The organism is Azospirillum brasilense, assembly GCF_007827815.1.
In the GTDB taxonomy this organism is placed as follows: Bacteria; Pseudomonadota; Alphaproteobacteria; order Azospirillales; family Azospirillaceae; genus Azospirillum; species Azospirillum brasilense_C.
Genome location: NZ_VITH01000015.1, coordinates 61,972 through 87,024, shown reverse-complemented (window position 1 = coordinate 87,024; position 25,053 = coordinate 61,972). Strand labels below are relative to the sequence as shown.

The following is a 25,053-nucleotide window of genomic DNA, read 5'->3' as shown; positions in this document are numbered from 1 at the left end:
GGGAGGAGTACGCATGCCCCGCATCCTCAATCACGCGCCGTGGCTGGTCCTCGCCGTGCTGGGCGCCTTCGCGCTCGGCACCGTCGCCCTGGCGCGCGGCGAGACCATCAACGCCCTCTGGCTGGTCGTGGCCGCCGTCTGTACTTATCTGGTCTCCTACCGCTACTACAGCCTGTTCATCGCAACCCGCGTCATGCGGCTGGACCCGGCGCGCCCGACACCGGCGATGCGCCACAACGACGGGTTGGACTACGTCCCGACCAACCAGTACGTCCTGTTCGGCCACCATTTCGCGGCCATCGCCGGCGCCGGCCCGCTGGTCGGCCCGGTGCTGGCGGCCCAGATGGGCTATCTGCCGGGCATGCTGTGGATCCTGGCCGGCGTGGTGGTCGCCGGGGCGGTCCAGGACTTCATGATCCTGTTCGTCTCGATGCGCCGCGACGGGCGGTCGCTCGGTGAGTTGATCAAGGCCGAGCTGGGGGACATCCCCGGCGTCATCGCCCTGTTCGGCACCTTCATGATCATGGTCATCATCCTGGCGGTGCTGGCCCTGGTCGTGGTCAAGGCGCTGACCAACAGCCCGTGGGGCTTCTTCACAGTCGCCGCCACCGTGCCGATCGCCCTGTTCATGGGCGTCTACATGCGCTTCCTGCGCCCCGGCCGGATCGGCGAGATCTCGGTGGTCGGCTTCTTCCTGCTGATCGCCGCCATCCTGCTCGGCGGACAGGTGGCGCAGAGCGAGACGTGGGCGCCGGTCTTCACGCTGACCGGCATCCAGATCACCTGGATCCTGATCGGCTACGGCTTCGTGGCGTCGGTGCTGCCGGTGTGGCTGCTGCTGGCGCCGCGCGACTATCTGTCGACCTTCCTCAAGGTCGGCACCATCGTGATGCTGGCGCTGTGCATCCTGCTCGTCGCGCCGCCGATGAAGATGCCCAGCGTCACCCGCTTCGTCGACGGCACCGGGCCGGTGTGGTCGGGCAGCCTGTTCCCCTTCCTGTTCATCACCATCGCCTGCGGCGCGGTGTCGGGCTTCCACGCCCTGATCTCGTCGGGCACCACGCCGAAGATGGTGGAGAACGAGCTTCACACCCGCTTCATCGGCTACGGCGGCATGCTGACGGAGTCCTTCGTCGCCGTCATGGCGCTGGTCGCCGCCTCCTGCATCGAGCCGGGCATCTATTTCGCCATGAACAGCCCGCCCGCGCTGCTCGGCACCACGGCGGAGTCGGCGGCCCAGGTCATCAACAATTGGGGCTTCGTCATCACGCCGGAGATGATCACCCGGACGGCGCAGGACGTCGGCGAGGTGAGCATCCTGTCACGGGCCGGCGGCGCGCCGACGCTGGCGGTCGGCATGGCGCAGATCTTCTCCGAGCTGTTCGGCGGCAAGGGCATGATGGCCTTCTGGTACCATTTCGCCATCCTGTTCGAGGCGCTGTTCATCCTGACCGCCGTCGACGCCGGAACCCGCGCCGGGCGGTTCATGCTGCAGGACCTGCTGGGCGTCTTCTTCAAGCCACTGCAGCGCACGGCGTCCTGGGCCGGCAACCTGATCGCCACCGGCCTGTGCGTCGCCGCCTGGGGCTACATCCTCTACCAGGGGGTGGTCGATCCGCTGGGCGGCATCAACACCTTCTGGCCGCTGTTTGGCATCTCCAACCAGATGCTGGCGGGGATCGCGCTGATCCTGGCGACGGTGGTGCTGTTCCGGATGAAGCGGGAGCGCTACGCCTGGGTGACCATGGTGCCGGCGGCGTGGCTGCTGATCTGCACCCTGACCGCGGGCGTGCAGAAGGTCTTCCACAGCAACCCGGCGATCGGCTTCCTCGCCCACGCCGAGCGCTTCAGCACCGCCGCCAACGAGGGCCGGCTGCTCGCCCCGGCGACCTCGATGGAGCAGATGCGGCAGGTGATCTTCAACGATTACCTGGACGCGGCCCTGGCCTCGCTGTTCGTTCTGGTGGTGCTGGCGGTGCTGCTCTTCGGCATCCAGTCCTGCCTGAAGGCGCTGCGCAGCGACCGCCCGACGACACGGGAAATCCCGACGGGCGGAGCCACCGCGCGGGCCGGGGATTGAATCGGAGCACACCGTTCCCTCACCCCTTCGGGAGTGAGGGAACGGTCTCTTGGAAAAGGACGACGGATGAGCGGCTTGAAAAGCAACCTCAGCCGGTTCCGCGGTTACTTCGAGCAGACGGCCAAGCTCATGATCGGGGTGCCGGACTACGACACCTATCTGGAACACATGCGGACCCGGCACCCCGACCAGCCGGCGATGACCTACACCGAGTTCCTCGACAACCGACTGCAGGCCCGTTACGGCGCCGGCAAGGCAGGGTGTTGCTGAGGGTGTGTTGTCCCCTCTCCCCTCCGGGGAGAGGGTTGGGGTGAGGGGGTTGCGCGGGTTGGACCGTTTGGCACAAGCGCAACCCCCTCACCCGGCCCTACGGGCCACCCTCTCCCCAGAGGGGCGAGGGCTATAGCGGAGCCGCCGCGGCCGGCTGGAAGCGCAGTATGTCCGGGGTCCGCATGTCGGCGGGGATCGGGGCGTCCTTGGCAGCGCCGCGCATGGCGGCGGGCGGGCGCGGCAGGCCGCTGCGGTCGCTGTAGTCGGGGTGCGGCGTCCAGGCCGTTGCCTCCTCCCGGTGCAGCATCGCCGTGCACAGCACGTCGAGCGCCGTCACCGCCGCGACCGCGCCCAGCGCCGTGGCGACGTTCTCCCGGCGCGGGTTGCCGTCGTGGTGCGCCGACGCCAGCGTGGCGAGGTCCAGCGCGTCCCCGGCGACCCGCCCCCACATCCAGGGGCGGGCGTCGCCCATCGCCAGCAAGCCGACGCCGGTCGCCACCTCGCGGGCACCATAGGAGCGGATCAGCCCGGCCTGCTCCTCCATCCCCATCCAGCGGGCGATCCGGCGCCCGGCCACCAGTTCGGCCACACCCAGGCCGATGCTGAACCAGCCCAAGCCACGGGCCATCCGGTCGGCGGACGAATTCCTGCGGTAATACGCCATGACACCCCTCCCTGTTACGGCTTGAGCACGACCTTGATGCAGCCGTCCTGCTTGTCGCGGAAGGTCTGGTACATGCCCGGCCCGTCGGCCAGACCCACGGTGTGGGTGATGACGAAGGACGGGTCGATCTGACCCTCCTGGATGCGGCGCAGCAGGTCGTCGGTCCAGCGGTTGACGTGGGTCTGGCCCATGCGCCAGGTCAGGCCCTTGTTCATCGACATGCCGAAGGGGACCTTGTCGATCAGCCCGCCATAGACGCCGGGTATCGACAGCGTGCCGGCGGGGCGGCAGACATACATCATCTCGCGCAGCACATGGGCGCGGTCGGATTCCAGGGCCAGCGCCTGCTTGGCGCGGTCGTACATGGAGTCGAGCGTGGCGGTGGCGTGCGCCTCCATGCCGACGGCGTCGATGCACTTCTCCGGACCCTTGCCGCCGGTCAGCTCGTTCAGCCGCTCGACGACGCTCTCCTCCTCGAAATTGATGGTGATGGCGCCGCCGGCCTTGGCCATGGACAGGCGCTCGGGCACGCGGTCGATGGCGATGACCTGCTTGGCGCCCAGCAGGACGGCGCTGCGGATCGTCATCTGCCCGACCGGGCCGCAGCCCCAGATCGCCAACGTGTCGGTCGGCTGGATGTCGCACTGCGCCGCGGCCTGCCAGCCGGTGGGGAAGATGTCGCCGAGGAACAGCACCTGCTCGTCGGTCAGCCCGTCCGGGATCTTCACATGGGTGCGGTCGGCGAAGGGGACGCGCACATACTCCGCCTGTCCGCCCGCATAACCGCCGGTCAGGTGGGTGTAGCCGAACAGCCCGGCGGTGGTGTGGCCGAACAGCTTGTCGGCCATCGCCTTGTTGCGGTTGGAGCGCTCGCAGACCGAATAGTTGCCGCGGCGGCACTGGTCGCACTCGCCGCACCAGATGGTGAAGGGAACGACCACGCGGTCGCCGACCTTCAGGGCGCTCTTGGCCTCGGCCCCGACGTCGACGACCTCGCCCATGAACTCGTGGCCCATGATGTCGCCCTTTTCCATGCCGGGCATGAAGTGGTCGTAGAGGTGCAGATCCGAACCGCAGATGGCGCAGGACGTGACCTTGACGATGGCGTCGCGGGGCTGCTCGATCTCCGGGTCGGGGACGGTGTCGTAACGGATGTCCGCGGTGCCGTGCCAGACCAGGGCTTTCATGGGAAGCTCCTCCGTAGGGGTGGTGGAAGGGGGCCGGGCGGGTATCGATCAGTGATGGCCGGAACCGGGCTCGGCCTGCTTGCGGTGCTGCTCGGCCAGCACGCCGGACGGCGTCACGGCGGCCATGGCGGTCTGCAGCTTGTTCTTCCAGCCGGCCACCACGTCGCCGTCGCCGCGCATCATCGCGTCGAAGCCGACCTTGGCGACCATCGCCGGGTCGTCCTTCTTGCCCTGGCCGATCTTGGTGTCCTCCATGCCGGCGCGCTCGAAGAACTCGGTGTCGGTGGCGCCGGGCATCAGGCAGGTGACCGTCACCCCGGAGTCCTTGATCTCGTGGCGCAGCGCGAAGGAGAAGGAATCGATGAAGGCCTTGGTGCCGTTGTAGACCGCCTGATAGGTGCCCGGCATGAAGCCGGCGATCGAGCCGGTGATCAAGATGCGGCCCCGCTTGCGGTCGCGCATGCCGCGGCCGACCTTCTGGATCAAATACAGCGTGCCGGTGATGTTGGTGTCGATGACGTGCCGGGCCTCCTGGAAATCCTGATCGAGGAAGCCGTGGCCCAGCCCGTGGCCGGCGTTGGCGAGCAGTGCGTCGACCGGCCGGCCCTTCACCGCCGCGCAGAGCGTGTCGACGCCGTCGAGGGTGGCGAGGTCCGCCTGAACCGTCTCCACCGTGACGCCGAGCGCGCGCAACTCCTTGGCGGCGTCCTCGATGGCCGGATCGTCGGCGGCAATCAGGAGGTCGAAGCCGTTCCGGGCGCATTCCTTGGCGAGTTCGAGCCCGATGCCGGTGGACGCCCCGGTGACGATGGCAAGGGAATGGGTGGCTGCACGAGCCATGGGAACGGTCCTCTTTGCGAAGCGGGAGAGTCCCTCAGCCCAACTGAAGATGGCGGCCGTTGGTTCCGCCTTTTCCGCCGCCGTCCTCCACCATCCGGGGCAAGCGCAACGAGGCGATGCCGCAGAAGAGTGCATAAGGCTTAATCAGGTCGGCATCATGCCCAATTTTTGATCGCGACAAGGGTCGGGCCTCAGCGTTTCCGCGCTTTTCCGGTTGGCACGCTGCTTGCTCAACAGTCTTGTATACAAGATTGGTGCAGCAGCCTGATGACCCAGCCTCCCGACAGCATCGAAGACAGCGTGATCTCCGCCATCCTGGGCGGCCGGCTGCGGCCCGGCACCCGGCTGGGCGAGGCGAAGCTGGCCGAGGTCTACGGCGTATCCCGCACCCGCGTGCGCGAGGCGATGATGCGGCTGGAGACGCGCGGCATCGTCCATGTCAGCGCCCGGCGCGGCTGGTTCGTCGTCGAGCCCTCGGCGACGGAGGCGCGGGCCGCCTTCCAGGCGCGCCGGGTGATCGAGACCGGGATGCTGCGCGATCTGCACACGCTTCCGGAGCACACGTTGCGCGGCGACGCCGTCGCCCACCTGCGCGCCCATGTCGAGGAAGAGCGCGAGGCGCTGCACACCGGCCATGTCGGCTCGCGCACCTGCCTGCTCGGCGACTTCCACATCCACCTCGCCCACGCCTTCGGCAACCCCTTCCTGACCGACATCCTGCGCGACCTGACCGCGCGCACGACGCTGGTCTCGATGCTCTACCAGTCCGACCAGGACGCCGCGGCGTCCAGCGACGACCATGCCGGCATCGTGACGCTGCTGGCCGACGGCGACTACGCCGGGGCGGCGCGGCTGATGGACGAGCACATCCGGCGCGTCGAGGACGGACTCGACCTCGCCGCCGCCCCCGATCCCCTGGCCGGCCTGCGCGAGATCCTCTCGCCCGGCGCCCCCGCCTGACCCTTTCACGCAACCCATTCCATCCAGAACCGGCTCATCCAGCCAAAAAGGAGTTAGAGACATGAAGCGCAGGACCCTGCTCGCCCTGGCCGTCGCCGCCGTCGCCGGCCTGTCCATCGCCCAGGCCCCCGCCGCGCGGGCCGACGCCCTGCAGGACATCACGAAGCGCGGCACGCTGCGCGTCGCCGTCCCGCAGGACTTCCCGCCCTTCGGCTCGGTCGGTCCGGACATGGCCCCGCTCGGCTACGACATCGACGTGGCGAAGCTGATCGGCGCCAAGATGGGCGTGAAGGTGGAGCTGGTGCCGGTGACCAGCGCCAACCGCATCCCCTTCCTGCAGACCAACAAGGTCGATCTGGTCATCTCCAGCCTCGGCAAGAACGCCGAGCGCGAGAAGGTCATCGACTTCACCGACGCCTACGCGCCCTTCTTCAACGGCGTCTTCGCCCCGGCCGGCGTCACCGCCGCGAAGCCGGAGGATCTGGCCGGCAAGACCGTCGGCGTGACCCGCGGCGCCATCGAGGATCTGGAGCTGACCAAGATCGCCCCGGCCGACGCGGTCATCAAGCGCTACGAGGACAACAACGGCACCATCTCCGCCTTCCTGTCCGGTCAGGTCGAGGTGGTGGCGTCCGGCAACGTCGTGGCGGCGGCGATCCTCGCCCGCAACCCGCCGAAGCGGCCGGAGCTGAAGTTCCTCATCAAGAACTCCCCCTGCTACATCGGCTTGAGCAAGGAGCAGCCGGCCCTGCTGGAGAAGCTGAACGGCATCCTGGCGGCGGCCAAGGCCGACGGCTCGCTGAACGCCATCGCGCAGAAGTGGCTGTCCGCCGACCTGCCGAAGGACCTCTGAAGACGATAAGGCCGGGGCGCCGCGGGTGGCTTCGGCCGCCACGGCGGCCCGGCGCACGGGGGGCTGACCGGAGGGCCGCATGACCTACCGCTTCGATTATTCGTGGATCGCCGAATACTGGCCCGTCATCCTGAAGGGGCTGGTGACGACGGTCGAACTGACCCTGATCGGCACGCTGTTCGGGGTGGCGCTGGGCATCGCCTGCGCCTGGACGCGGTCGCTCGGGCCGCGCTGGCTGCGGCCGCCGGTCGTCGCCTACGTCGAGCTGATCCGCAACACGCCCTTCCTGATCCAGCTGTTCTTCATCTTCTTCGGCCTGCCGTCGCTCGGCGTGCAGATGACCGAGTTCCAGGCGGCGGTCCTGGCTATGGTCATCAACCTCGGCGCCTACAGCGGCGAGATCATCCGCGCCGGCATCGAGGCCACCCCGCGCGGCCAGTTCGAGGCCGGGGCCAGCCTCGCCATGACGCGGTTCGAGACCTTCCGCCACGTCGTCCTGATCCCGGCGCTGCAACGGATCTGGCCGGCGCTGTCGTCGCAGATCGTCATCGTCATGCTCGGCTCGTCGGTGGTGTCGCAGATCGCGGCGGAGGACATCACCTTCGCCGCCAACTTCATCCAGTCGCGGACCTTCCGCGCCTTCGAGAGCTATTTCCTGACCACCGGCCTCTATCTGCTGCTGGCGCTGGCCCTGCGGCAGGCGCTGCGCGGCGTCGGGCGGATGCTGTTCCCGCGGAGGGCCGCGCGATGATGACCTTCACCCTGTGGGACATCCTGCGCAACCTGCTGCTGGCGGCGCGCTGGACGGTCCTTCTCTCGCTGGTCTCCTTCATCGGCGGCGGGCTTTTGGGGATGGCGCTGCTCTACCTGCGCATCGGCAAGGCGCGGGCCGGGCAAATCTTCGTCCAGGGCTATGTCGAGCTGTTCCAGGGCACGCCGCTGCTGATGCAGCTCTTCCTCGCCTTCTTCGGGCTCGGCTTGTTCGGCATCGACGTCCCGGCCTGGCTGGCCGCCGGGCTGGCGCTGATCCTGTGGACGGCGGCCTTCCTGGTGGAGATCTGGCGCGGCTGCGTGGAATCGGTCGCCCGCGGCCAGTGGGAGGCGTCGGCCAGCCTCGGCATGGGCTACGTCCAGCAGATGCGCTACGTGATCCTGCCCCAGGCGGTGCGGGTCGCCGTCCCGCCCACCGTCGGCTTCTCCGTGCAGGTGGTGAAGGGCACGGCGCTGACCTCGATCATCGGCTTCGTGGAGCTGTCCAAGGCCGGCACGGTCGTCACCAACGCGACCTTCGAACCCTTCACCGTCTACGGGCTGGTCGCCCTGATCTACTTCGCGCTGTGCTGGCCCCTGTCCAAGAGCAGCCAGATTCTGGAAAGGAAGCTCAATGTCGCTCATCGCAATCACTGAGGTGAAGAAGCGCTTCGGCGACGTCGAAGTCCTGAAGGGGATCAATCTGGACGTCGAGCGCGGCGAGGTCGTCGCCATCATCGGCAAGAGCGGTTCGGGCAAGAGCACGCTTTTGCGCTGCGTCAACGGGCTGGAGATGATTGACGACGGCTCGATCATGGTGGCCGGCGCCCAGCTCATCAACGACGACCTCCACCTGAAGGCGCTGCGGCTGAAGGTCGGCATGATCTTCCAGCAGTTCAACCTGTTCCCGCACCTGTCGGCGGGGCGCAACGTCATGCTGTCGCAGATGGTCGTCAAGAAGACGCCAGCGCGCGAGGCGGAGGCGATGGCCCGCCGCATGCTGGAGCGGGTGGGCTTGGGCCACAAGTTCGACGCCTACCCGGACCAGCTCTCCGGCGGGCAGCAGCAGCGGGTCGCCATCGCTCGGGCGCTGTCGATGCAGCCGATGGCCCTGCTGTGCGACGAGATCACCTCCGCCCTCGATCCGGAGCTGGTGAACGAGGTGCTGGCGGTGGTGAAGGAACTGGCCGCCGACGGCATGACGCTGATGATGGTGACCCACGAGATGCGCTTCGCCCGCGAGGTCTGCGACCGGGTCGTCTTCATGCACCAGGGCCGCGTGCACGAGATCGGCCCGCCCGAGGAGGTCTTCGGCAACCCCCGCACCCCGGAACTCCGGCAGTTCCTCGGCGCGCAACTGGTGGTCTGATTGGGAAACGATAGTCCCTCTCCCGTCCCGGGAGAGGGAAGGGGCCCGCGCTGCAGGCGTGGGAAGGGTGAGGGTACTGCCGAGGATTGGTGTCTTGATCCTCGCGCGACCCTCACCCGCCCGCTTCGCGGGCACCCTCTCCCGGGGCGGGAGAGGGATGTTTGGAGACGCTCAGCGCGCCGCGGTTTTCTCGCTCACCACCCGCGGGGTGTCGATCATGTCAGCGACGAACTCCGCCAGACAGCGGTAGCTGAGATCCTTCAGGTGCAGGCCATCGGTGCTCAGCACCTGATCGGCGGCGAAGTGCCGGCTCTCCAGCCACCACGCCATGATGCGGTAGCGGTCGAGCACCGGCACGTCGAGTTCGCGGCCGAGCGCCACCACGGTCGACGCGTAGGCGGGGTAGGACTCGACCTTGGCCTCGCCGGGGAAGGACTGCGGGTTCATTAGGATGACGTCGGCGCCGGTCTTGCGGATGCGGGCGATGCCGTCGCGCAGAGTGGCGGCGAAGGCGTCGAGCGGCACCTTCTGGAAGCTGTCGTTGGTCCCGACCTGCCAGACCACGAGGTCCGGCTTGGCGGCCAGCACGTCCTTGTCGAAGCGGACGAGGTTGGCCCCCGCCGTCTCGCCACCGATGCCCTTGTTCAGGACCTGGATGGCCGAGGTGGCGTGACGCTGCTCCAGAATGGCGTCGAGCTGGGCGGGGTAGGTGGCGGTGATGGTGGTGGCCCCGACGCCTTCCGTGCTGGACGACCCCATGGCGACGACCGTCAGCGGGTGCCCGGCAGCCAGGGCGGCCCGGCTGTGCACCAGTCCGGTGGCGGCGGAATCCGCGCCGGGCGGGACCGGGCACAGCGCCGACGCGGCGGCGGCACCGCTCCACAACACCCAAGCGGCCATCAGTCCGCCAAGCACCCGTCCCGTCATGAGCCACGCTCCCCTGGTTCGCCTCGTCGAGGCACGCTGTCCAGGAGCCATGGTCAGGCGATCATGGTTAATGCATCGCTAAGCGAGGGGGCGGCTAACCCCATTTCGTTCCTCGTCAAAAGGGATGCTTTGCCGGGCTCGTCTGTATTCGGAATACGGACGAATAGGTGGGGGACGCGTTATGACCAGGCACCATCTTCTGGATGGCCTGCGCGGCTATTTCCTCGTGTTCATGCTGGTGAACCACATCTGGTTCGACGGCGGAAACCCGGTTGCCCTGGTCAATCACAACCAACTCGCCTTCGTCGAGGACGCGCAGGGCTTCATCCTCATCTCCGGGCTGATCGTCGGGCTCTATTACGGCCGCCTCTACGCTGCCGGGCGGGACGAGGAGGCCGGGAAGCGCCTGCGCGCCCGCGTCTGGCAGCTCTACCTGTACACAGTGGCGGTCTTCGCCGCCGTCGTCGCGATGGCGCTGCTGATCCCCGGCGCGCGCAGCGGCTGGGAGTCGCAACTGGGCAGCGCGCTCGGCCCGGCGCTGCCGGCGGTCCTGCTCCTGCTGCACCAGCCGGCGCTGATGGACATCCTGCCGCAGTACATGCTGTACCTCGCGGCGTCGCCGCTGCTGATCCGCCTGACGCTCGCGGGCAAGGGCGGGGAGGTCATCGCGGGGAGCTTCGCCCTGTGGGCGGCGGTGCAGTTCGGCCTGCATCTGCCGCTGGCCGCCTCGCTGGAGGCGCTGGCCGGCTCGGTCATTCCAGGCTTCGAACTGCGCGGGCACTTCAACCCGCTGGCGTGGCAGATCGTGTTCGTGACCGGGCTGGTGATCGGCACGCTGATGGCGGCGGAGCGGATCGACCTGCGCCCCTGGCTGTCTCCCGACCGCAACCTGCTCGCCCGGGTCGCGCTGTGGGTCGTGCTCGCCTTCATGGCGTGGCGGCTGGCCTTCACCTTCGACCTCGTTCCGGAGGCAATGGCGGCGCGCTTCTGGAGCCTGCACGACCGCACCGAGTTCAGCCTGATCTTCCTGGTGAACTTCGCGGCGCTGGCCTTCCTGGTGACGTGGCTGCTGTCCGCCGGCGTCGATGCCGCGTCCCCCGCCGCGCGCTGGGCGGGGCAGGCCCTGCAACGGCTCTTCCTGTTGCGCTTCCTGCGCTATCTCGGCGGCCATTCGTTGCAGGTCTACGCGTACCATGTCGTGCTCGCCTACGGGATCGTGCTGATCGACGAGGCGGTGCGGCCGGTGGGCGTGCTGGGCAAGACGGCCATCACGGTCCTGGCGGTCGCCAGTCTGGCGCTTCCGGCGTGGCTGCATGGGCGCGTCGCCGTTCCGGCGCCGCGGCGCGCGGAGGTCCGGCGCGCCATCACCTGACAACGTAACGGCGAAACCAAGCCGCCGCCGTGCTGTTCAACAGGACGGATGTGGGCGCTTGAGGTGACTTAGCCCTCTCCCCTCTGGGGAAAGGGAAATGCCGATGGCGTCCGCTCAAATCCATCGCTTCGCGTGGTTGAAGGCATGCATCTGGCTGATCTGTTCGTTGCGCTGCGGCACCAACTGGATCGAGACCCGAAGGAGACCGAACGCGCCGCGCTGTGCCTGGAATTCGCACCGGACGATGCGGGCGGTGTGCTGCGCCGGCTGATGGCGCTGTTGGAGGCTGACGATGGCGCCGATGCGCTCAAGTCTTGGGTCGATACGTCCGGCGAGGGGAGGCCGCTGGACCGGTGTGTGCTGGCGGCCCAGGCCATCGACCAATGGTTCGCGCTGCTGGCCTCGCGCTTCCTGACGCAAAGCGCGCTGTCCGATGGCCATCTGCGGGCGCGGCAATGGTACAAACGGCACGGGCGCTTCAACGGCGACGTTGCCGAGGGTCAGCTCATCCTGCGGCCCGGCCTGTTCGACCGCTCGGTGAACATCCGGGAGGTCACGCCCCTGCGCGAGTCCTTCGACGTGGCCGACTTGTTCCACACCCTGCTTCTGCTTCCACCGACCCTCGCGGCGGAGTGCCCCCACGGCGAGGAGGGCGAGAGGCCCGTTTCGCTGGCCTTCCATCGCATCGCCGAGGTCGCCGACCAGTGCCCCAGCGATCCCGACTGGGCGCCCATCGTCGGCGTCGTTCCGCTCGCGCTGGCCGAGGACGACCTCGCCCTGCGGACCTTTGCCAAGGACGGCGCGGACTGGTACGCCGCCGTTCCCGGCGATCTCGGCGCCCGCGCGGTGTCGGCCATCGACGCTCTGGCCGCAGAAGGCGCGGCCCTTATCGTCTTTCCCGAGGTGACCGCCGGTCCCGCGACGCTCGGCGCCATCCAGGCGGCGGTGCGGCGTCACGCGGTGGACGGTCCGATCCGCTACGTCCTCGTCGGGGTCCGGCAGGACGGGGAGGGGGATGCCAAGCCGCGCAGCACGGCGGTCCTGCTCGACCGGACGGGGGCCGAGATTGTCCGCCAGACCAAGCTGCACTGCTGGGACCTTGATGCCGACCAGTGCCGCTCCTACGACGTGCGCGGCCCGGACGGGCGGCTGCTCGACGCGGCGAAGGAGTTCATCGCGCCGGGGGACGGCGTCACCATCGTCGAGCTGCCCAACATGGGCCGGCTGGCGGTGATGATCTGCGAGGATCTCGGGCGCGAGAAGCCGGCGGCGTGGCTGTGCCGGGCCAAGCTGCTGGACTGGATCGTCACCCCGGTGATGGACGCCGGCCTGACGGAGGAGCGGTGGCAGGCCCAGGCCGGCGACGAGTCCTCGCGCGCCGGGTCGTGCCGGGTGGTGGTGGCGAACAGCATGGCCTTCTCGCACCGCTTCAACCGCGTCTGCGACGCCGACGGGGAGGAAGACAAGCGCATCACCGATTGCGGGGTGGCGCTGTTCTTCCAGCCGCGCGCCGACCCGGCGCAGAAGTCGCGCATCCGCCGGCTGTCGCTTCCCATCGACGCGCCGGAGCCCGGCTGGGTTGCGGCGCGTTGGGAACCGCAAAACTGGCCGGAACTGAACACGGAGGGCTGTCCATGAGCGGGGAGGCGTATCGGGCCCTGGCCGACGACGTCCTCGACGCCGTCGCGGCCGGCCGCTGGGACGAGGCCGACGCGGACCTGGACACCCTGGCGGAAGAGGTGGCTCTGTGCCTCGTGCAGGACCGTGCGGCTGATCTCGCGGCCCTGGCGCGGGAGATCGCCCGCTGCCACACGGCGCTGGCCCTGCGCGAGGACTGCCGCCCCGAGGCGATGCATCGTCTTGGGCAACTCCGCGCCATCGCCGCGCTGGTCGCCGCCGGCCGGGCGAACCGGCCCGCCCGTAGCGAGGCGGCGCTCACCCAGGCCGAAGCGCCGACCGCGGCGGTGCTGCGCGCCTTGGCGGCTGGGGCGAAGTCGGGGCCGGCGCTGGTCGAGGCGACGGGCTTGTCGCACGACGCGGTTGCCCGCGCCCTGCCGGAACTGCGCGCCGCCGGGCTGGTCCGCTCCTGGCCGGCCGGCCGGCTGGTGATGAACGAACGGACCGGCTCGGCGGGGTAGCGGTTACTCCTTGGGAACCTCGCGCTCCAGCTCCTCCAGCCAGATGCGGGCGTTGCCGTCGGACGGCGCGCGCCAGTCGCCGCGCGGCGACAGCGAGCCGCCCGCCGTCACCTTCGGCCCGTTCGGCATGGCCGAGCGCTTGAACTGGCTGAAGCCGAAGAAGCGCTGGATGAAGACGCGCAGCCAGGAATGGATTTCGGCCAGCGTGTAGGCGCTGCGCTTCTCCACCGGATAGCCCGCCGGCCAGTCGCCGCGCGCCGGGTCGGCCCAGGCGTGCAGGGCGAGGAAGGCGATCTTCGACGGGCGCAGCCCGTAGCGCAGCGTGTAGAACAGGTGGAAATCCTGAAGCTCGTAGGGGCCGACGACGGCTTCCGAACTCTGCAGGGCGCGGTCGCTGCCGGCGGGGACCAGTTCGGGCGAAATCTCGGTGGACAGGATGTCGCCCAGCGTGCCCAGCACCTCGTCCGGAAATTGGCGCGAGCCGATGACCCAGCGGATCAGATGCTGGATCAGCGACTTCGGGACGCCCGAATTGACGTTGTAATGGGCCATCTGGTCGCCGACGCCGTAGGTGCACCAGCCGAGCGCCAGTTCCGACAGGTCGCCGGTGCCCAGCACGATGCCGCCCCGCTGGTTGGCGAGGCGGAACAGGTAGTCGGTGCGCAGACCCGCCTGGACGTTCTCGAAGGTCACGTCGTACACCGCCTCGCCGCGGGCGAAGGGGTGGTCCATGTCCTTGAGCATCTGGTTGGCGGCGGGACGGATGTCGAGTTCGTGGTGCGACACGCCGAGTGCGCTCATCAGGCGCAGCGCGTTGCCCTTGGTCTTGTCGCTGGTGCCGAAGCCCGGCATCGTGAAGGCGAGGATGTCGGTGCGCGGCCGGTCGAGCAGGTCCATGGCGCGGGCGGCGACGATCAGGGCGTGGGTGGAATCCAGCCCGCCCGACACGCCGATCACGATGCGCGGCATGCCCGTCGCCCGCAGCCGCTGGACCAGCCCGGCGACCTGGATGTTGTAGGCCTCGTAGCAGTCGAGTTCCAGCCGCTCCCGCGCCGCCGGGACGAAGGGGAAGCGCGGCACGTTGCGGCGCAGCCCGAGGTCCCCGCCGGGCGGATCGACGCGGAAGGCGACCCGCCGGAAGGCCGTCCCGTGCGAGCGGCGGTTGTCGTCGAAGGTGCCCATGCGCAGCCGTTCCTGGCGCAGCACGTCGAGGTCGACGTCGGCGACGGCCATCTGGGCGCCCTTGGGAAAGCGCTCGGTCTCGACCAGCGTCTCGCCGTTTTCGAAGATCGACGCCTGCCCGTCCCAGGCCAGATCGGTGGTCGACTCCCCGGCGCCGGCGGAGGAGTAGAGATAGGCGGCGATGCAGCGCGCCGATTGCGACTTGCAGAGCAGGCGGCGCGTCTCCGCCTTGCCGATGGTGATGTTGCTGGCCGAGAGGTTTGCCAGAACCGTCGCCCCGGCCAGCGCGGCTTCGGAGCTGGGCGGGACGGCGACCCAGAGATCCTCGCAGACCTCGGCGTGGACGACCAGACCGTCCAGGTCCTCCGCCTGGAACAGCAGGTCGGGGCCGAAGGGGGCGCTGAGGGCGCCGTCTTGGGCGCCGATGCGGATCGTGCCGCCCTCGGTGCCCGCGCCGGAGGCGAAATGGCGGCGCTCGTAGAATTCCCGGTAGTTGGGAAGATGGATTTTCGGCACCACGCCCAGCAGCCGGCCGCGATGCACGGCGACCGCCGTGTTGTAGACGCGGCCGGCGTGGCGCAGCGGCGCGCCGACGAGGATCAGCGGCATCAGGTCGCGTGACTGCTCCACGAGGTGGGTAACGGCCTTCTCCACGGCGTCGAGCAGGCAGTCCTGAAGGAACAGGTCGTCGATGGCGTAGCCGGACAGCGCCAGTTCGGGGAACAGAGCGACCGCGACCGCCTGCTCGTCGCACTCCCGCACGCTGTCCAGCACCGCCGCTGCGTTCGCCATGGGGTCGGCGATCGTGCAGGGCGTCGTGCAGGCGGCGACCCGGGCCATCCCATGGCGATAGAGTGATCCAAAGCTCATGGTCCGAGCCGCGCCGTCAACCGTCATCGTGATCCTCTCCCAACCGGTCCTGCGGTAATGCACGCAAGAGAGAAACCGGCGGAGGCCGCCGGTCGTCTCGCCCGCCGCATTCTGGCGGTTGCCGGCGCGCCGCTCAACCCATTGATCTGGCCGATTGGTTATGGACGATGGATTGGGGGAGGGATCAGGCGGTCTTCACCTCGGCGATGAAGGCGTCGACGCTGCCTTTGAGGGCCACGGCGCGGCCGGCCACCTCGCGGGCGGATTGCAGGACCTGCGCCGACCCGGCGGCGGTCGATTCCGAGGCGACGCGCAGCGTGCCGATGGTCCCCGTCACCTCCGCCGTGCCCTGCGCCGCCTGGACGGCGTTGCGGCCGATCTCGGCGGTGGCGGCCCCCTGCTGCTCGACGGCGGCAGCGACGGCGGTGGCCATCTCGTTCAGGCGGAAGATGACCGTGGCGATGGTCTGGATGGCCGACACCGCACCGCCGATGGTCTCCTGCATGGCGCCGACCTGGCTGCGGATCTCGTCGGTCGCCTGCGCCGTCTGGTTGGCGAGCTGCTTGACCTCGCTCGCCACCACGGCGAAGCCCTTGCCGGCCTCCCCGGCGCGGGCGGCCTCGATGGTCGCGTTCAGCGCCAGCAGGTTGGTCTGGCTGGCGATGCCCTGGATGAGGTCGATCACCTCGTTGATGCGCTGGCCGGACTCGGTCAGGGCGCCGACCCGCTGCTGGGCCTGCTGGGCCTGCCGCGTCGCCTCGTCGGCGAAGCCGCGCGCCTCGTTCATCTGGCGCGACACCTCCTGAACGGTGGAGGTCATCTCCTCCGTCGCGGCGGCGACCGTCTGGACGTTGGCGGCGGTCTGTTCGGCGGCCGCACCCACGACGGTCATGCGCTCCGACGCCTGCTCCGCCCCGGCGGACAGGGAATTGGCGGTGGCCTCCAGCGCGGCGGCGGCGTCCTTCATGACGTGCAGGGCCTCGCCGACCTCGCGGTCGAAGCGCAGGATGGTGGCGCTGACCGCCTCGGCGCGGTCGAGCTTATGCCGGGCCTCGGCCTCCTGCTCGTCCTGGATGCGCTGGCGGTCGAGCGCGTTGTCCTTGAAGACGGCGAGCGCCCGTGCGATGTCGCCGACCTCGTCGCGGCGGTCGGCGCCGGTGATGACCACCGCCAGGTCGCCGCCGGCCAGACGGCGCAGGCAGGACACCGCTTCGACGATGGGGCCGACGATGCCGCGCGCCGACAGCCAGCGCCCGATCAGTCCGCTGGCGAGGATGCCGAGCAGGGCGACCGCGGCGATCAGCCAGGTGGTCCGGTCCGCGAGCGCCTCCGCCTCCTCGGAGATCCGCGCCGTCTTGGCGACGGTGAGGCCGTTGTAATCCTGGACCGACTGGATCAGGCCCTCGACCAACTCCTGGCTGCCGGAGACGTTGTTCAGCACCTCGCGCCGGGCGTAGGTGATGCCCATGTCGGCGTGCTTCTTCGCCGCCGCCACCGTGTCGTCCAGGCTGCTGACGTAGGCGGCGTATTTGCTTTCGATGCCGTCGAGCAGCGGGCGCTGCTGCGCGTCGGCGGCGGTGCGGGCGTGGTCCAGATGGGCGCGGACCTCGGCCTTGCGGTCGGCGACGACGGCCTCGATGGTGGCGACGCTGGCCGGGTTGGCGCCCATCTGGTACTCGGCGCGGCTCAGCTCGACCAGATAGCGGTTCAGCCGGGCGCCCTGCGTTGCCTCGCGGCCCGCCTCCTCGACCCGGTTCAATTCCCCGCCGAGCGTGGCGAGGCCATAGCCGCTGACCAGGGCGGTGGACACCGAAACGGTGCCCAGCACCACGACGATGCCGAGAATCTTCCCGGCGATGCGCACATTCTTCAACTGCATGTCGGCCTCGGGCGGCGCCCAGTTTGGGTGTTAACGCGCTAAATCGATGCGGTGGATGGTGGGGCCGGCTTTTGCCCCGGCGTCGCTGTCGGCGGCGCGGACGGCCCAGGCGGCGATCGCCAGATCCTGGATGCCCATGCCGGTGGAATCGAAGACGGTGATCTCGTCCGCGTCGGCGCGGCGGGGCGCCTTGCCCTCCAGCACGTCGCACAGCGTGCCGCGGATGGACTCGCGGGCCAGCCCGAGAGCCAGCGCGTGCTGGCATTCACCGAGCGTGGAGGCCTGCGCCCAGTCGTCCACCCAGACGGAGGCGCCGAGCAGGATCATCGGGTCCAGCTCCTGCTTGCCGGCGGTGTCGGCGCCCATGGCGCAGAGGTGCGTTCCGGGGCGGACCCAGCCGGCCTGGACCACCGGCTCGCGCGCCGTGGTCAGGGTGATGAGCACGTCGGCGCTCCGCGCCGCCGTCTCGGCGTCCACCACCTCGACAGGGACCGGTCCGGCGAAGGAGGCCGCCAGTTCCTCGGCCCGCGCGCGGTCGCGGTTGGCCACCAGGATGCGGTCGAAGCGGCGCACCAGAAGCGCCGCCTCCAGATGGTGCGCCGCCTGCCCGCCGGTGCCGATCAGGGCGAGCACCCGGGCGTTGGGCCGGGCCAACTCGCGGATGCCGATGGCGCAGGCGGCGGCGGTGCGCAGCCCGGTCAGGTGGTTGGAGCTGACCAGTGCTGTCGGGCAACCGGTCTCCGGGTCGGTCAGTACGGTGGTGGACTGGTGGTTGGTCAGGCCGCGGGCGCGGTTGCCCGTCCAGTAGCCGCCGATCTTCAGCCCGAGCAGCCCAATGGCAAGGTCGCCGCCGGCCTTGATGCCGTAGACGTCCGGCCCCGGCAGCAGCCGTTCGCGGACCACCGGGAAGTTGCGCGCCTGCCCGCGGGAGACTTCGCGGAAGGCCATGTCCATGGCGTCGATGGCGTCGGCGGGGGACACCAGACGGCGGGCGGCGGTTTCATCGATGACGATCATTCTTTTGCTCCAGCCGCATCCAGCACCAGCCGCGACAGCGCGTCGTCCGGCCTTTCCATCCGTGCCATGATCGAGAAGTGATCCTCCCCGGCCAGCGTGTGATAGGAGCAGCGCGAGCCGCGGCCCCGGCACAGCGTGGCGAAGTCGCGCGACTGGGCGATCCAGGCGGGCGTCTCCGCCGAACCGACGACGACCGTCAGGGCCGTGGCGGTGGACGGCGGGTGGCGCATCGGGCTGACCCCGTCGACCATCTCCGGGCGCAGCCCGATGGTCTCATTGACGGTGATGCCCAGCACCGGCGCCAGTTCGTAGATGCCGCTGATCAGGACGGCGGCCTTGATGGCGCCATCCTCCAGCCGGTCCGCCCCGGCGTCGTCGGCCCCGGCGTCGTCGGCAAGGGCCATGGCGATCAGATGCGCCCCGGCGGAATGGCCCGACACGGTGAGACGGTCGGGATCGCCGCCGAGCGCCGCGGCGTTGCGGTGGATCCAGCGCAGTCCCTCGCGGGTGCGCCGGGCGATCTCCGGCAGGGTCGCCGCCGGGCACAGGTCATAGTTCATGACCACGGTCGTCACCCCGCGCGGCACCAGCGCGTCGGCGACGTAGCTGTAGTCGGCCTTGTCCCGCCCGCGCCAATAGCCGCCGTGCAGGAAGACGTGCAGCGGGGCGCCGGGCGTTGCCGCCGGAAACACGTCGAGCGTGGACAGAGGGCTGTCGCCATAGGCGATATCGTACCGTCCGGCGTTCCGTTCCCGGGCGGCGCGGCTCAGCGCGGCGGCGCGCTCGGCGTGGCGGGCGAAGTCGGGGACGGAATGGCGGGGGTTGTACTGCCACTCGTGATCGTCGGGGATGACTGACACGATGGGACCTCCTGGGTTCCGGAGAAGGGGGGCGCTCAGACGAGGTCCATCAGCTGGTTCCACAGCTGGTGCCGCTTGGCGACGTATTCCGGCGTGTCGCGCAGCGCCTCGCCCAGGCTGGCGCGCGGGCGCGGGATGTCGATGGGCACGATCTCGCGGATGCGGCCGGGGCGGGGCGACATGACCACCACCCGGTCGGCGAGGCAGACGGCCTCGTCCACGCTGTGGGTGACGAAGAGGATCGTCTTGCCCATGCGCTCGGTCAGGCCGAGCATTTCGTTCTGCAAAATCTCGCGGGTCAGCGCGTCGAGCGCGCCGAACGGCTCGTCCAGCAGCATGATCTCCGGCTCGATCGCCAGGGCGCGGGCGATGCCGACGCGCTGCTGCATGCCGCCGGAGAGCTGGTGCGGGAAGCGGTCGCCGAAGCCCTTCAGCCCGACGGTGGCGAGCACGCGCTCCGTCGTCTCGCCCTGGCGGTTCGGCGGGATGCCCTTGGCCTCAAGCGCGAAGCCGATGTTCTGGGCGGCGGTCAGCCAGGGCAGTAGGCCGTATTGCTGGAAGACGAAGCCGCGGTCGTGGCCGGGGCCGGTGACCGGCTTGCCGTCGATGCGGATCTCGCCGCTGGTCGCCGTCTCCAGCCCCTGGATGATGCGCAGCAGCGTGGTCTTGCCGCAGCCGCTGGGCCCGACGAAGGCGATGAACTCACCCTCCTCCACGTCCAGGTCCACGCCGTCGAGCGCCGTCATCGACGGCCCTCCGGACACCGGGAAGCGCTTGGTCAGGTTGCGGACGGACAGCTTGGGCATGGGACGGCACCGGGTCTTGAAGCGGGACGGCGGGCGGAATGGGGCAAAGCGGGGGAGGGGCCGGCGGTGCGACGCCGGCCCCGACGGGAGGATTACGGCTGCTTGTAGCTGCCGATCTCCGCCAGCACCTCCTGGACGATGCTGGTGTCCAGCACCTTCTCGGCCGGGTGGACGGCCTTCTGCAGACCGCCTTCGACGTTCAGCTCCTGCATGTACTTGGCCTGATCGGCGGTGACGGTGCCGTTCGGGTTCCAGATGCCGCCGACCTTGTAGAACTCGTAGAACTCGGCGAGCTGCTCGTCGTTGTAGTCGAAGTGCTTCTTCGCGACGTCCAGCGCGCCCTTCTCGTTGTCGAAGATCCAGCGGGTCGCCTCCAGCTCCGCCTTGACGAAGCGCTTCAGCACGTCGCGCTTCTTGGCGATGGTCGCGTCGTTGACGTCCCAGGGGGTCATCACGTAGTTCGGCAGCTTCTTGGAGACGACGAACAGCACCTTGGCGTTCTTGTCGTGCGCGGCCTTCGGGTCGTAGTTGGAGACGGTCGCGTCGATGGTGCCGGTCAGGATGCCGTTGATGCGGGCCGAGGAGCCCTTCAGCGAGACCCACTGGACCGACTTGATCTGGTCCTCGCTCATGCCGGCCTGGCGCATCAGGGCGGTGATGACGACGTGCGGCAGCGAGCCGGGGGAGGAGATGCCCACCTTCTTGCCCGGCAGGTCGGTCACATCCTTCACGCCCGACGCGGCGTTGGCGTAGAAGGCGTAATGCAGGCCGGTGTGGACGCCGCCGATGGTCTTCAGCGTGCCGCCCTTGTCGGCCGCCGCCAGCGTCTCCGACATGCCGGCCTGGCTGACGTCCAGCTCCCCGGCGATCAGCGAGCGCACGGGGATGGAGCTGTCGGCGATGTGCACCAGCTCCACCGTCAGGCCGTTCTTCTCGTAGAAGCCCTGATCCTGCGCGACGAACTCGACGAGGTTCAGGAACATCTTGGCCGGCATGCCGATCTTCAGCGCGTCGGCGGCGAGCGCGGCGGTGCTCATCGCCACGGAGACGGCACCCGCCAGCAGGGCGGCCTTCAGCGAACGGGACATCATGCTCATGATCCCTCTTCCTTCCTCAAATCCGGTGTGGTGTGGGGCGCGTGGGGTGTGGGGGGAGGCGGGCCGCTCAGCGGCGGCGCCAGCGGCCGAAACGCTCTTCGACCTTTTGAACGAGAACCGTCAGCGCGTTGGCGAGCAGGGCCACCACCAGGACCGGGGCGAAGGCCTTGGCCGTCTCGAACGCGTTGGTGTAGTTGATGATCAGGCCGCCGAGGCCGGAGATGGAGGTCAGGAACTCCGCCACGATCATCGCGATGATGCCGCGGCCGAGCGCGATGCGCAGGCCGCTCGCCACGTAGGGCAGGGCGTAGGGCGCGATGATCTGGCGGTAGACCATGAACCGCGAGGCCATGAAGGCCTTGCCGATGTCCAGATAATGCCGGTCGACGTTCTTCACGCCGGTGACCGTGTTGATGATCACCGGGAAGACCGCGAACAGGATGATGATCGTGATCTTGGCGAGGAAGCCGATGCCCACCCACAGCATCAGGATGGGGATCAGCGCCACCAGCGGCATGGCGTAGAGCGCGTTGATGTAGGGATCGAGGATCACCTCCACCGTGCGGTTCGTGCCCATCGCGAAGCCGACGACGATGCCGATGATCGACGCGATGACGAAGCCCAGGACGAAGGTCGACATGCTGTCGATGGTCGCCCAGAACAGCTCGCCGTTCAGCAGCAGCTCCCAGGTCGCGATGGCGATGTCGCTGGGCACCGCGACCAGCAGCTTGTTGGCGTCGCGCGCCGCGAATTCCCAGACGGCGAGCAGCAGGACCAGCGTGCCCAGTTGGAGCAGCCGTTCGCGGCGCCTCTGCCGGTTGGGATCGGACGCCGCCTCAGGCTCGCCGGCGCTTTTTGAATCGGCGCTCGCTTGTGCACTCCGCTGCACGCCTGCCTCCTGTGTGCGAGGTGATGGTATGGTGTGGTGGGTGTGGCGTTTGGCCCTCTGGGCCGCCACCTTGGATCGTCGTTGATACGTATGCTAATCGAAGGTGGTAGTGTGGCGCAAGCAGATCGTCATACTGTCTGACAAGAAGAGAAATTTTATGTCAAATTTGCCGATAAATATTGTCCGCGTCGCCGCTCCCCTGCGCCAGCAGGTGATCGACCTGTTGCGCGCGGCCATCGCCGACGGGCGCTATTCCCCCGGCGACCGGCTGGTCGAGCGCGAGTTGTGCGAGACGTTGCAGGTCAGCCGTCCGATCCTGCGGGAGGCCCTGCGCCAGCTGGAGGCGGAGGGGCTGGTCCACAACGTGCCCCAGCGCGGGCTGGAGGTGGTGACCCTGACGGCGGAGGACGTGCGGCAGATCTATCAGGTGCGCGGGGCGCTGGAGAGTCTGGCGGCGGCGGAGTTCATCGCCCAGGCCAGCCCGGAACAGTGGGCAATCCTCGCCGACGCCATGGCGGCCTTCGAAGCGGCGGCGGCGGAAGGCGTGCCGTCGCGCATCCGCACGGCGAAGACCATGTTCTACGACACGCTGATCGCCGGCTGCGGCAACCCGACGATGGCGCAGATCCTCAAGGCGCTGCACAACCGCATCCAGCTGCTGCGCGGGGTGTCGCTGGCCGAGCCGGGGCGGCTGCCCAACACGATCCGCGAAATTCGCGAGATCTTCGAGGCGATGACCGCCCGCGACACAGCGCGCACGCGCCAGCTCTACGACGAGCACATCGCCAGCGCCGCCCGCGTGACCATGCAGGCTTTAGCCGCCGGACGATAAAGGCGGGCGGCGACGGCGGAAATCAGGCGCCGCCGATGCCCTCGGTGAAGGTCTCGCCGGTCCTGGGGTCGATGTTTTCGCCGGTTCCCGGCGTGCCGGGCGCGGCCTCGTCCCGATCATTGGGGCGATCGCTGGCCGGTTTCTGGCTGTCGGGGTCGTAGCTGCGCGGGGGATGCACGCCGGCGTCGTCCGGCGTCTTCGGGTCGCTCATGGGCCACCTCTGCAAAAGGGATTGCAACCTTCCCGTCAACAAGGGCGGGGGCGTATCCTCACGCGCATCGGCAACGCTCCGACAGGGAAGGGACACGCCATGACGACCGCCAAAAACACCATCTGCCTCTGGTACGATACGGACGCGGAGGCCGCGGCCCGTTTTTACGCCACGGTCTTTCCCGACAGTTCGGTGGGGGCCGTTCACCGCGCGCCCGCCGACTATCCGTCCGGCAAGGCGGGCGACGTGCTGACGGTTCAGTTCACCGTCGCCGGCATTCCCTGCCTCGGCCTCAACGGCGGGCCGACGTTCCAGCACACCGAAGCCTTCTCGTTCCAGATCGCCACCGACGATCAGGAGGAGACCGACCGCTACTGGAACGCCATCGTCGGAAACGGCGGGCAGGAAAGCGCCTGCGGCTGGTGCAAGGACCGCTGGGGCGTCTCCTGGCAGATCACGCCGCGCGTGCTGACCGAGGCGCTGGCGGCCGGCGGCGAGGAAGCGCGGCGCGCCTTCGAAGCGATGATGGGCATGACGAAGATCGACATCGCCGCGATCGAGGCCGCGCGGCGCGGCTGACGATCACCGGAGGGCCGGCGCCTCTACGGCCTCCGCCGCGCCTTTCGCAGGGACGCGCAGCAGGCTGGTCAGGCCGGCAACCAGGGTGAGGGCGGCGGCCACGGCGAGGCCGAGGCGCGGTGCCGCCTCCGGGCCGGACAGCAGCGAGAACAGCACGGTCATCAGCACCGCGCCGGCGGTCTGGCCGACCAGACGCGCGGTGCCCTGCATCCCGCCGGCGGCGCCGCTGCGCGCCTTGGGCACGGTCAGCAGCATGTTGCGGTTGTTGGGCGTCTGGAACAGCCCGAAGCCGAACCCGCACATCACCATGAAGGCCAGCAGCGGCCGCGGGTCCTGTTCCAGCGGCCAGGCCGCCGACAGGGCGAGGCCGGCGGCGAGCAGCAGGCCGCCCACCGCGCACAGCCAGCCCGTTCCCACACGGTCGGACAGCCGGCCGGCGATGGGTGCGGCGACGGCGGTCGCCAGCGGCCACGGCACCAGGAACAGCCCCGCCGTGACGATGCCCTGGCCGAGCCCGTGCTGCAGGTAGAAGGGCAGGGCCACGGCGGCGGCCATCTGGCCGGTGAAGCAGAGGACGGAGGCGACCACCGACAGGCGGAACGAGCGCACCCGCAGCAGGTCGAGCGGCACCAGCGGCGCCTCGCGGTCCTTTTCGCGCCGGACCAGCCCGGCGAGGCAGAGCGCCGCGGCCAGCAGCAGCGCGCCGCCGCGCAGGGGCTGCGCCGCGACGGTCTCGGCCCCCATCACCAGGGCGGCGAAGAAGCCGGTGTTGAGGGCGACGCTGGCGGGATCGAGGCGGCGCTTGGTTCCCGCGACGGCGGGCAGCGCGCGGGCGGTCGCCAGAACCACGATCCCGACCGGGATGTTGACCGCGAACAGGACGGGCCAGGGGGCGACGGCGAGGATGCCCGCTCCAATCGTCGGTCCCGCCGCCGAGGCCAGCGCGATGGCCAGGGCGTTCCAGCCGATGGCGGCGCCGAGCAGCCGCTGCGGATAGACGAAGCGCAGCAGCGCGACGCCCAGCGCCATCACCGCCGCGCCGCCGAGCCCCTGCACGAAGCGCGCGGCGATCAGCCAGGGCAGCGTCGGCGCCAGGGCGCAGCCGGCGGAGGCCACGGTGAACAGCAGCACCCCGCCGGTGAACACCCGGCGGTGCCCGAGACTCTCGCCGAGGGCGCCGACGGGCAGGAGCGCGATCACCAGCGCCAGCTGGTAGGCGGTGATGATCCAGACGGTGTCGGCGGGTGGAACTCCGAGCGTGTTGGCGACGGTCGGCAGGGCGAGGTTGGCGATGGCGGCGTCGAGCACGACGAGCACAATCGCCGCGATGACGGACGCGCCGGCCACGGCGCGGCGGGGCATGGGCAGCCCGTCGGGATGCGGGGAATCGGGTGTTCGGGCAAGGGCGGAACGGGGCATTG

Annotated in this window: 25 protein-coding genes; 12 read left to right on the top strand and 13 right to left on the bottom strand. The window is 69.4% G+C overall.

The features are described from left to right. Window positions 1–13: 13 nt before the first annotated feature. On the top strand, window positions 14–2,080 hold the full coding sequence (locus FBZ83_RS25430) for a carbon starvation CstA family protein (RefSeq protein ID WP_145689482.1): 2,067 nt from the start codon (window positions 14–16) through the stop codon (window positions 2,078–2,080). Window positions 2,081–2,146: 66 nt separating this feature from the next. Continuing rightward, window positions 2,147–2,350: a YbdD/YjiX family protein gene (locus FBZ83_RS25425; protein ID WP_014197888.1), complete on the top strand. Its 204-nt coding sequence runs from the start codon at window positions 2,147–2,149 to the stop codon at window positions 2,348–2,350. Between the two features lie 130 nt (window positions 2,351–2,480). Here the strand turns inward: FBZ83_RS25425 and FBZ83_RS25415 are convergent, their stop codons facing one another. Genes FBZ83_RS25415 through FBZ83_RS25405 form a run of 3 tightly spaced genes read right to left on the bottom strand, consistent with a single transcriptional unit; the run spans window position 2,481 to window position 5,041 of the window. Then, window positions 2,481–3,014: a cyclase dehydrase gene (locus FBZ83_RS25415; RefSeq protein ID WP_145689480.1), complete on the bottom strand. Its 534-nt coding sequence runs from the start codon at window positions 3,012–3,014 to the stop codon at window positions 2,481–2,483. Window positions 3,015–3,028: 14 nt separating this feature from the next. Then, window positions 3,029–4,201 carry a zinc-dependent alcohol dehydrogenase gene (locus FBZ83_RS25410; RefSeq protein WP_145689479.1) on the bottom strand — a complete coding sequence of 391 codons (1,173 nt, stop codon included), beginning with the start codon at window positions 4,199–4,201 and terminating at the stop codon, window positions 3,029–3,031. A gap of 48 nt (window positions 4,202–4,249) precedes the next feature. Then, a complete protein-coding gene (locus FBZ83_RS25405) occupies window positions 4,250–5,041 on the bottom strand; it encodes an SDR family NAD(P)-dependent oxidoreductase (protein ID WP_145689478.1) in 792 nt (263 codons plus the stop codon). Between the two features lie 267 nt (window positions 5,042–5,308). Between FBZ83_RS25405 and FBZ83_RS25395 the strand changes: the two genes are divergently transcribed. From FBZ83_RS25395 to FBZ83_RS25375, 5 genes are all read left to right on the top strand, one after another. Continuing rightward, a complete protein-coding gene (locus tag FBZ83_RS25395) occupies window positions 5,309–6,001 on the top strand; it encodes a GntR family transcriptional regulator (protein ID WP_145689477.1) in 693 nt (230 codons plus the stop codon). 61 nt (window positions 6,002–6,062) lie between these two features. Next, on the top strand, window positions 6,063–6,854 hold the full coding sequence (locus FBZ83_RS25390) for a transporter substrate-binding domain-containing protein (protein WP_145689476.1): 792 nt from the start codon (window positions 6,063–6,065) through the stop codon (window positions 6,852–6,854). Window positions 6,855–6,933: 79 nt separating this feature from the next. Further along, the gene (locus FBZ83_RS25385; RefSeq protein ID WP_145689475.1) at window positions 6,934–7,605 is read left to right on the top strand and encodes an amino acid ABC transporter permease; all 672 of its coding nucleotides are present in this window, start codon (window positions 6,934–6,936) and stop codon (window positions 7,603–7,605) included. Next, complete coding sequence (locus FBZ83_RS25380) at window positions 7,602–8,261, top strand: amino acid ABC transporter permease (RefSeq protein ID WP_145689474.1); 660 nt, start codon at window positions 7,602–7,604, stop codon at window positions 8,259–8,261. The genes FBZ83_RS25385 and FBZ83_RS25380 overlap by 4 nt, the downstream gene beginning before the upstream one ends. Then, window positions 8,239–8,973, top strand: coding sequence for an amino acid ABC transporter ATP-binding protein (locus FBZ83_RS25375; RefSeq protein WP_014197879.1), 735 nt, complete (start codon window positions 8,239–8,241; stop codon window positions 8,971–8,973). The genes FBZ83_RS25380 and FBZ83_RS25375 overlap by 23 nt, the downstream gene beginning before the upstream one ends. Window positions 8,974–9,144: 171 nt before the next feature. On the opposite strand, the gene FBZ83_RS25370 is transcribed toward FBZ83_RS25375, so the two are convergent. After that, window positions 9,145–9,900, bottom strand: a complete 756-nt coding sequence (locus FBZ83_RS25370) for an SGNH/GDSL hydrolase family protein (RefSeq protein ID WP_145689473.1) — start codon at window positions 9,898–9,900, stop codon at window positions 9,145–9,147. A gap of 181 nt (window positions 9,901–10,081) precedes the next feature. Between FBZ83_RS25370 and FBZ83_RS25365 the strand changes: the two genes are divergently transcribed. The 3 genes from FBZ83_RS25365 to FBZ83_RS25355 all read left to right on the top strand — a co-directional run bounded on the left by FBZ83_RS25365 (window position 10,082) and on the right by FBZ83_RS25355 (window position 13,410). Next, window positions 10,082–11,272, top strand: a complete 1,191-nt coding sequence (locus tag FBZ83_RS25365) for an OpgC family protein (protein ID WP_145689472.1) — start codon at window positions 10,082–10,084, stop codon at window positions 11,270–11,272. A gap of 144 nt (window positions 11,273–11,416) precedes the next feature. Beyond that, entirely contained in the window at window positions 11,417–12,910 is a 1,494-nt protein-coding gene (locus tag FBZ83_RS25360) for a hypothetical protein (RefSeq protein ID WP_145689471.1), read from the top strand. Beyond that, on the top strand, window positions 12,907–13,410 hold the full coding sequence (locus FBZ83_RS25355) for a hypothetical protein (protein WP_145689470.1): 504 nt from the start codon (window positions 12,907–12,909) through the stop codon (window positions 13,408–13,410). Before FBZ83_RS25360 ends, FBZ83_RS25355 begins: the two co-directional genes overlap by 4 nt. A gap of 3 nt (window positions 13,411–13,413) precedes the next feature. Here the strand turns inward: FBZ83_RS25355 and FBZ83_RS25350 are convergent, their stop codons facing one another. From FBZ83_RS25350 to FBZ83_RS25320, 7 genes are all read right to left on the bottom strand, one after another. Beyond that, the gene (locus FBZ83_RS25350; protein ID WP_145689469.1) at window positions 13,414–15,462 is read right to left on the bottom strand and encodes an NAD(+) synthase; all 2,049 of its coding nucleotides are present in this window, start codon (window positions 15,460–15,462) and stop codon (window positions 13,414–13,416) included. Between the two features lie 184 nt (window positions 15,463–15,646). After that, on the bottom strand, window positions 15,647–17,341 hold the full coding sequence (locus tag FBZ83_RS25345) for a methyl-accepting chemotaxis protein (RefSeq protein WP_145689468.1): 1,695 nt from the start codon (window positions 17,339–17,341) through the stop codon (window positions 15,647–15,649). 30 nt (window positions 17,342–17,371) lie between these two features. Continuing rightward, entirely contained in the window at window positions 17,372–18,358 is a 987-nt protein-coding gene (locus FBZ83_RS25340) for an ornithine cyclodeaminase family protein (RefSeq protein WP_145689467.1), read from the bottom strand. Further along, window positions 18,355–19,218 (bottom strand): alpha/beta hydrolase, encoded by an 864-nt coding sequence (locus FBZ83_RS25335; RefSeq protein ID WP_145689466.1) that lies wholly within the window; start codon window positions 19,216–19,218, stop codon window positions 18,355–18,357. The genes FBZ83_RS25340 and FBZ83_RS25335 overlap by 4 nt, the downstream gene beginning before the upstream one ends. A 35-nt stretch (window positions 19,219–19,253) precedes the next feature. Beyond that, window positions 19,254–20,024: an ABC transporter ATP-binding protein gene (locus tag FBZ83_RS25330; protein ID WP_145689465.1), complete on the bottom strand. Its 771-nt coding sequence runs from the start codon at window positions 20,022–20,024 to the stop codon at window positions 19,254–19,256. Between the two features lie 92 nt (window positions 20,025–20,116). Next, the gene (locus FBZ83_RS25325) at window positions 20,117–21,121 is read right to left on the bottom strand and encodes an ABC transporter substrate-binding protein (protein ID WP_145689464.1); all 1,005 of its coding nucleotides are present in this window, start codon (window positions 21,119–21,121) and stop codon (window positions 20,117–20,119) included. A 67-nt stretch (window positions 21,122–21,188) separates the two neighbouring features. Next, window positions 21,189–22,010, bottom strand: coding sequence for an ABC transporter permease (locus FBZ83_RS25320; RefSeq protein WP_145689463.1), 822 nt, complete (start codon window positions 22,008–22,010; stop codon window positions 21,189–21,191). A 157-nt stretch (window positions 22,011–22,167) separates the two neighbouring features. Here FBZ83_RS25320 and FBZ83_RS25315 point away from each other — a divergent pair, with 157 nt between their 5' ends. Continuing rightward, complete coding sequence (locus FBZ83_RS25315; protein WP_211111340.1) at window positions 22,168–22,842, top strand: GntR family transcriptional regulator; 675 nt, start codon at window positions 22,168–22,170, stop codon at window positions 22,840–22,842. Between the two features lie 22 nt (window positions 22,843–22,864). Here the strand turns inward: FBZ83_RS25315 and FBZ83_RS25310 are convergent, their stop codons facing one another. After that, window positions 22,865–23,053: a hypothetical protein gene (locus FBZ83_RS25310; protein ID WP_145689462.1), complete on the bottom strand. Its 189-nt coding sequence runs from the start codon at window positions 23,051–23,053 to the stop codon at window positions 22,865–22,867. Window positions 23,054–23,152: 99 nt separating this feature from the next. On the opposite strand from FBZ83_RS25310, the gene FBZ83_RS25305 reads away from it, so the two are divergent. Beyond that, window positions 23,153–23,632: a VOC family protein gene (locus tag FBZ83_RS25305; protein WP_145689461.1), complete on the top strand. Its 480-nt coding sequence runs from the start codon at window positions 23,153–23,155 to the stop codon at window positions 23,630–23,632. A gap of 3 nt (window positions 23,633–23,635) precedes the next feature. Here FBZ83_RS25305 and FBZ83_RS25300 read toward each other — a convergent pair whose 3' ends face one another. Then, window positions 23,636–25,051, bottom strand: coding sequence for an MFS transporter (locus tag FBZ83_RS25300; RefSeq protein ID WP_145689460.1), 1,416 nt, complete (start codon window positions 25,049–25,051; stop codon window positions 23,636–23,638). Window positions 25,052–25,053 lie beyond the last annotated feature (2 nt).

Coding starts and splice junctions, on each gene's coding strand:
- FBZ83_RS25390 (WP_145689476.1), top strand. CDS start 6,063: ATGAAGCGCAGGACCCTGCTCGCCCTGGCCGTCGCCGCCGTCGCCGGC.
- FBZ83_RS25340 (WP_145689467.1), bottom strand. CDS start 18,358: ATGATCGTCATCGATGAAACCGCCGCCCGCCGTCTGGTGTCCCCCGCC.
- FBZ83_RS25350 (WP_145689469.1), bottom strand. CDS start 15,462: ATGAGCTTTGGATCACTCTATCGCCATGGGATGGCCCGGGTCGCCGCC.
- FBZ83_RS25330 (WP_145689465.1), bottom strand. CDS start 20,024: ATGCCCAAGCTGTCCGTCCGCAACCTGACCAAGCGCTTCCCGGTGTCC.
- FBZ83_RS25345 (WP_145689468.1), bottom strand. CDS start 17,341: ATGCAGTTGAAGAATGTGCGCATCGCCGGGAAGATTCTCGGCATCGTC.
- FBZ83_RS25410 (WP_145689479.1), bottom strand. CDS start 4,201: ATGAAAGCCCTGGTCTGGCACGGCACCGCGGACATCCGTTACGACACC.
- FBZ83_RS25370 (WP_145689473.1), bottom strand. CDS start 9,900: ATGACGGGACGGGTGCTTGGCGGACTGATGGCCGCTTGGGTGTTGTGG.
- FBZ83_RS25300 (WP_145689460.1), bottom strand. CDS start 25,051: ATGCCCCGTTCCGCCCTTGCCCGAACACCCGATTCCCCGCATCCCGAC.
- FBZ83_RS25355 (WP_145689470.1), top strand. CDS start 12,907: ATGAGCGGGGAGGCGTATCGGGCCCTGGCCGACGACGTCCTCGACGCC.
- FBZ83_RS25315 (WP_211111340.1), top strand. CDS start 22,168: ATGTCAAATTTGCCGATAAATATTGTCCGCGTCGCCGCTCCCCTGCGC.
- FBZ83_RS25380 (WP_145689474.1), top strand. CDS start 7,602: ATGATGACCTTCACCCTGTGGGACATCCTGCGCAACCTGCTGCTGGCG.
- FBZ83_RS25425 (WP_014197888.1), top strand. CDS start 2,147: ATGAGCGGCTTGAAAAGCAACCTCAGCCGGTTCCGCGGTTACTTCGAG.
- FBZ83_RS25305 (WP_145689461.1), top strand. CDS start 23,153: ATGACGACCGCCAAAAACACCATCTGCCTCTGGTACGATACGGACGCG.
- FBZ83_RS25325 (WP_145689464.1), bottom strand. CDS start 21,121: ATGAGCATGATGTCCCGTTCGCTGAAGGCCGCCCTGCTGGCGGGTGCC.
- FBZ83_RS25395 (WP_145689477.1), top strand. CDS start 5,309: ATGACCCAGCCTCCCGACAGCATCGAAGACAGCGTGATCTCCGCCATC.
- FBZ83_RS25360 (WP_145689471.1), top strand. CDS start 11,417: ATGCATCTGGCTGATCTGTTCGTTGCGCTGCGGCACCAACTGGATCGA.
- FBZ83_RS25310 (WP_145689462.1), bottom strand. CDS start 23,053: ATGAGCGACCCGAAGACGCCGGACGACGCCGGCGTGCATCCCCCGCGC.
- FBZ83_RS25430 (WP_145689482.1), top strand. CDS start 14: ATGCCCCGCATCCTCAATCACGCGCCGTGGCTGGTCCTCGCCGTGCTG.
- FBZ83_RS25405 (WP_145689478.1), bottom strand. CDS start 5,041: ATGGCTCGTGCAGCCACCCATTCCCTTGCCATCGTCACCGGGGCGTCC.
- FBZ83_RS25385 (WP_145689475.1), top strand. CDS start 6,934: ATGACCTACCGCTTCGATTATTCGTGGATCGCCGAATACTGGCCCGTC.
- FBZ83_RS25365 (WP_145689472.1), top strand. CDS start 10,082: ATGACCAGGCACCATCTTCTGGATGGCCTGCGCGGCTATTTCCTCGTG.
- FBZ83_RS25415 (WP_145689480.1), bottom strand. CDS start 3,014: ATGGCGTATTACCGCAGGAATTCGTCCGCCGACCGGATGGCCCGTGGC.
- FBZ83_RS25375 (WP_014197879.1), top strand. CDS start 8,239: ATGTCGCTCATCGCAATCACTGAGGTGAAGAAGCGCTTCGGCGACGTC.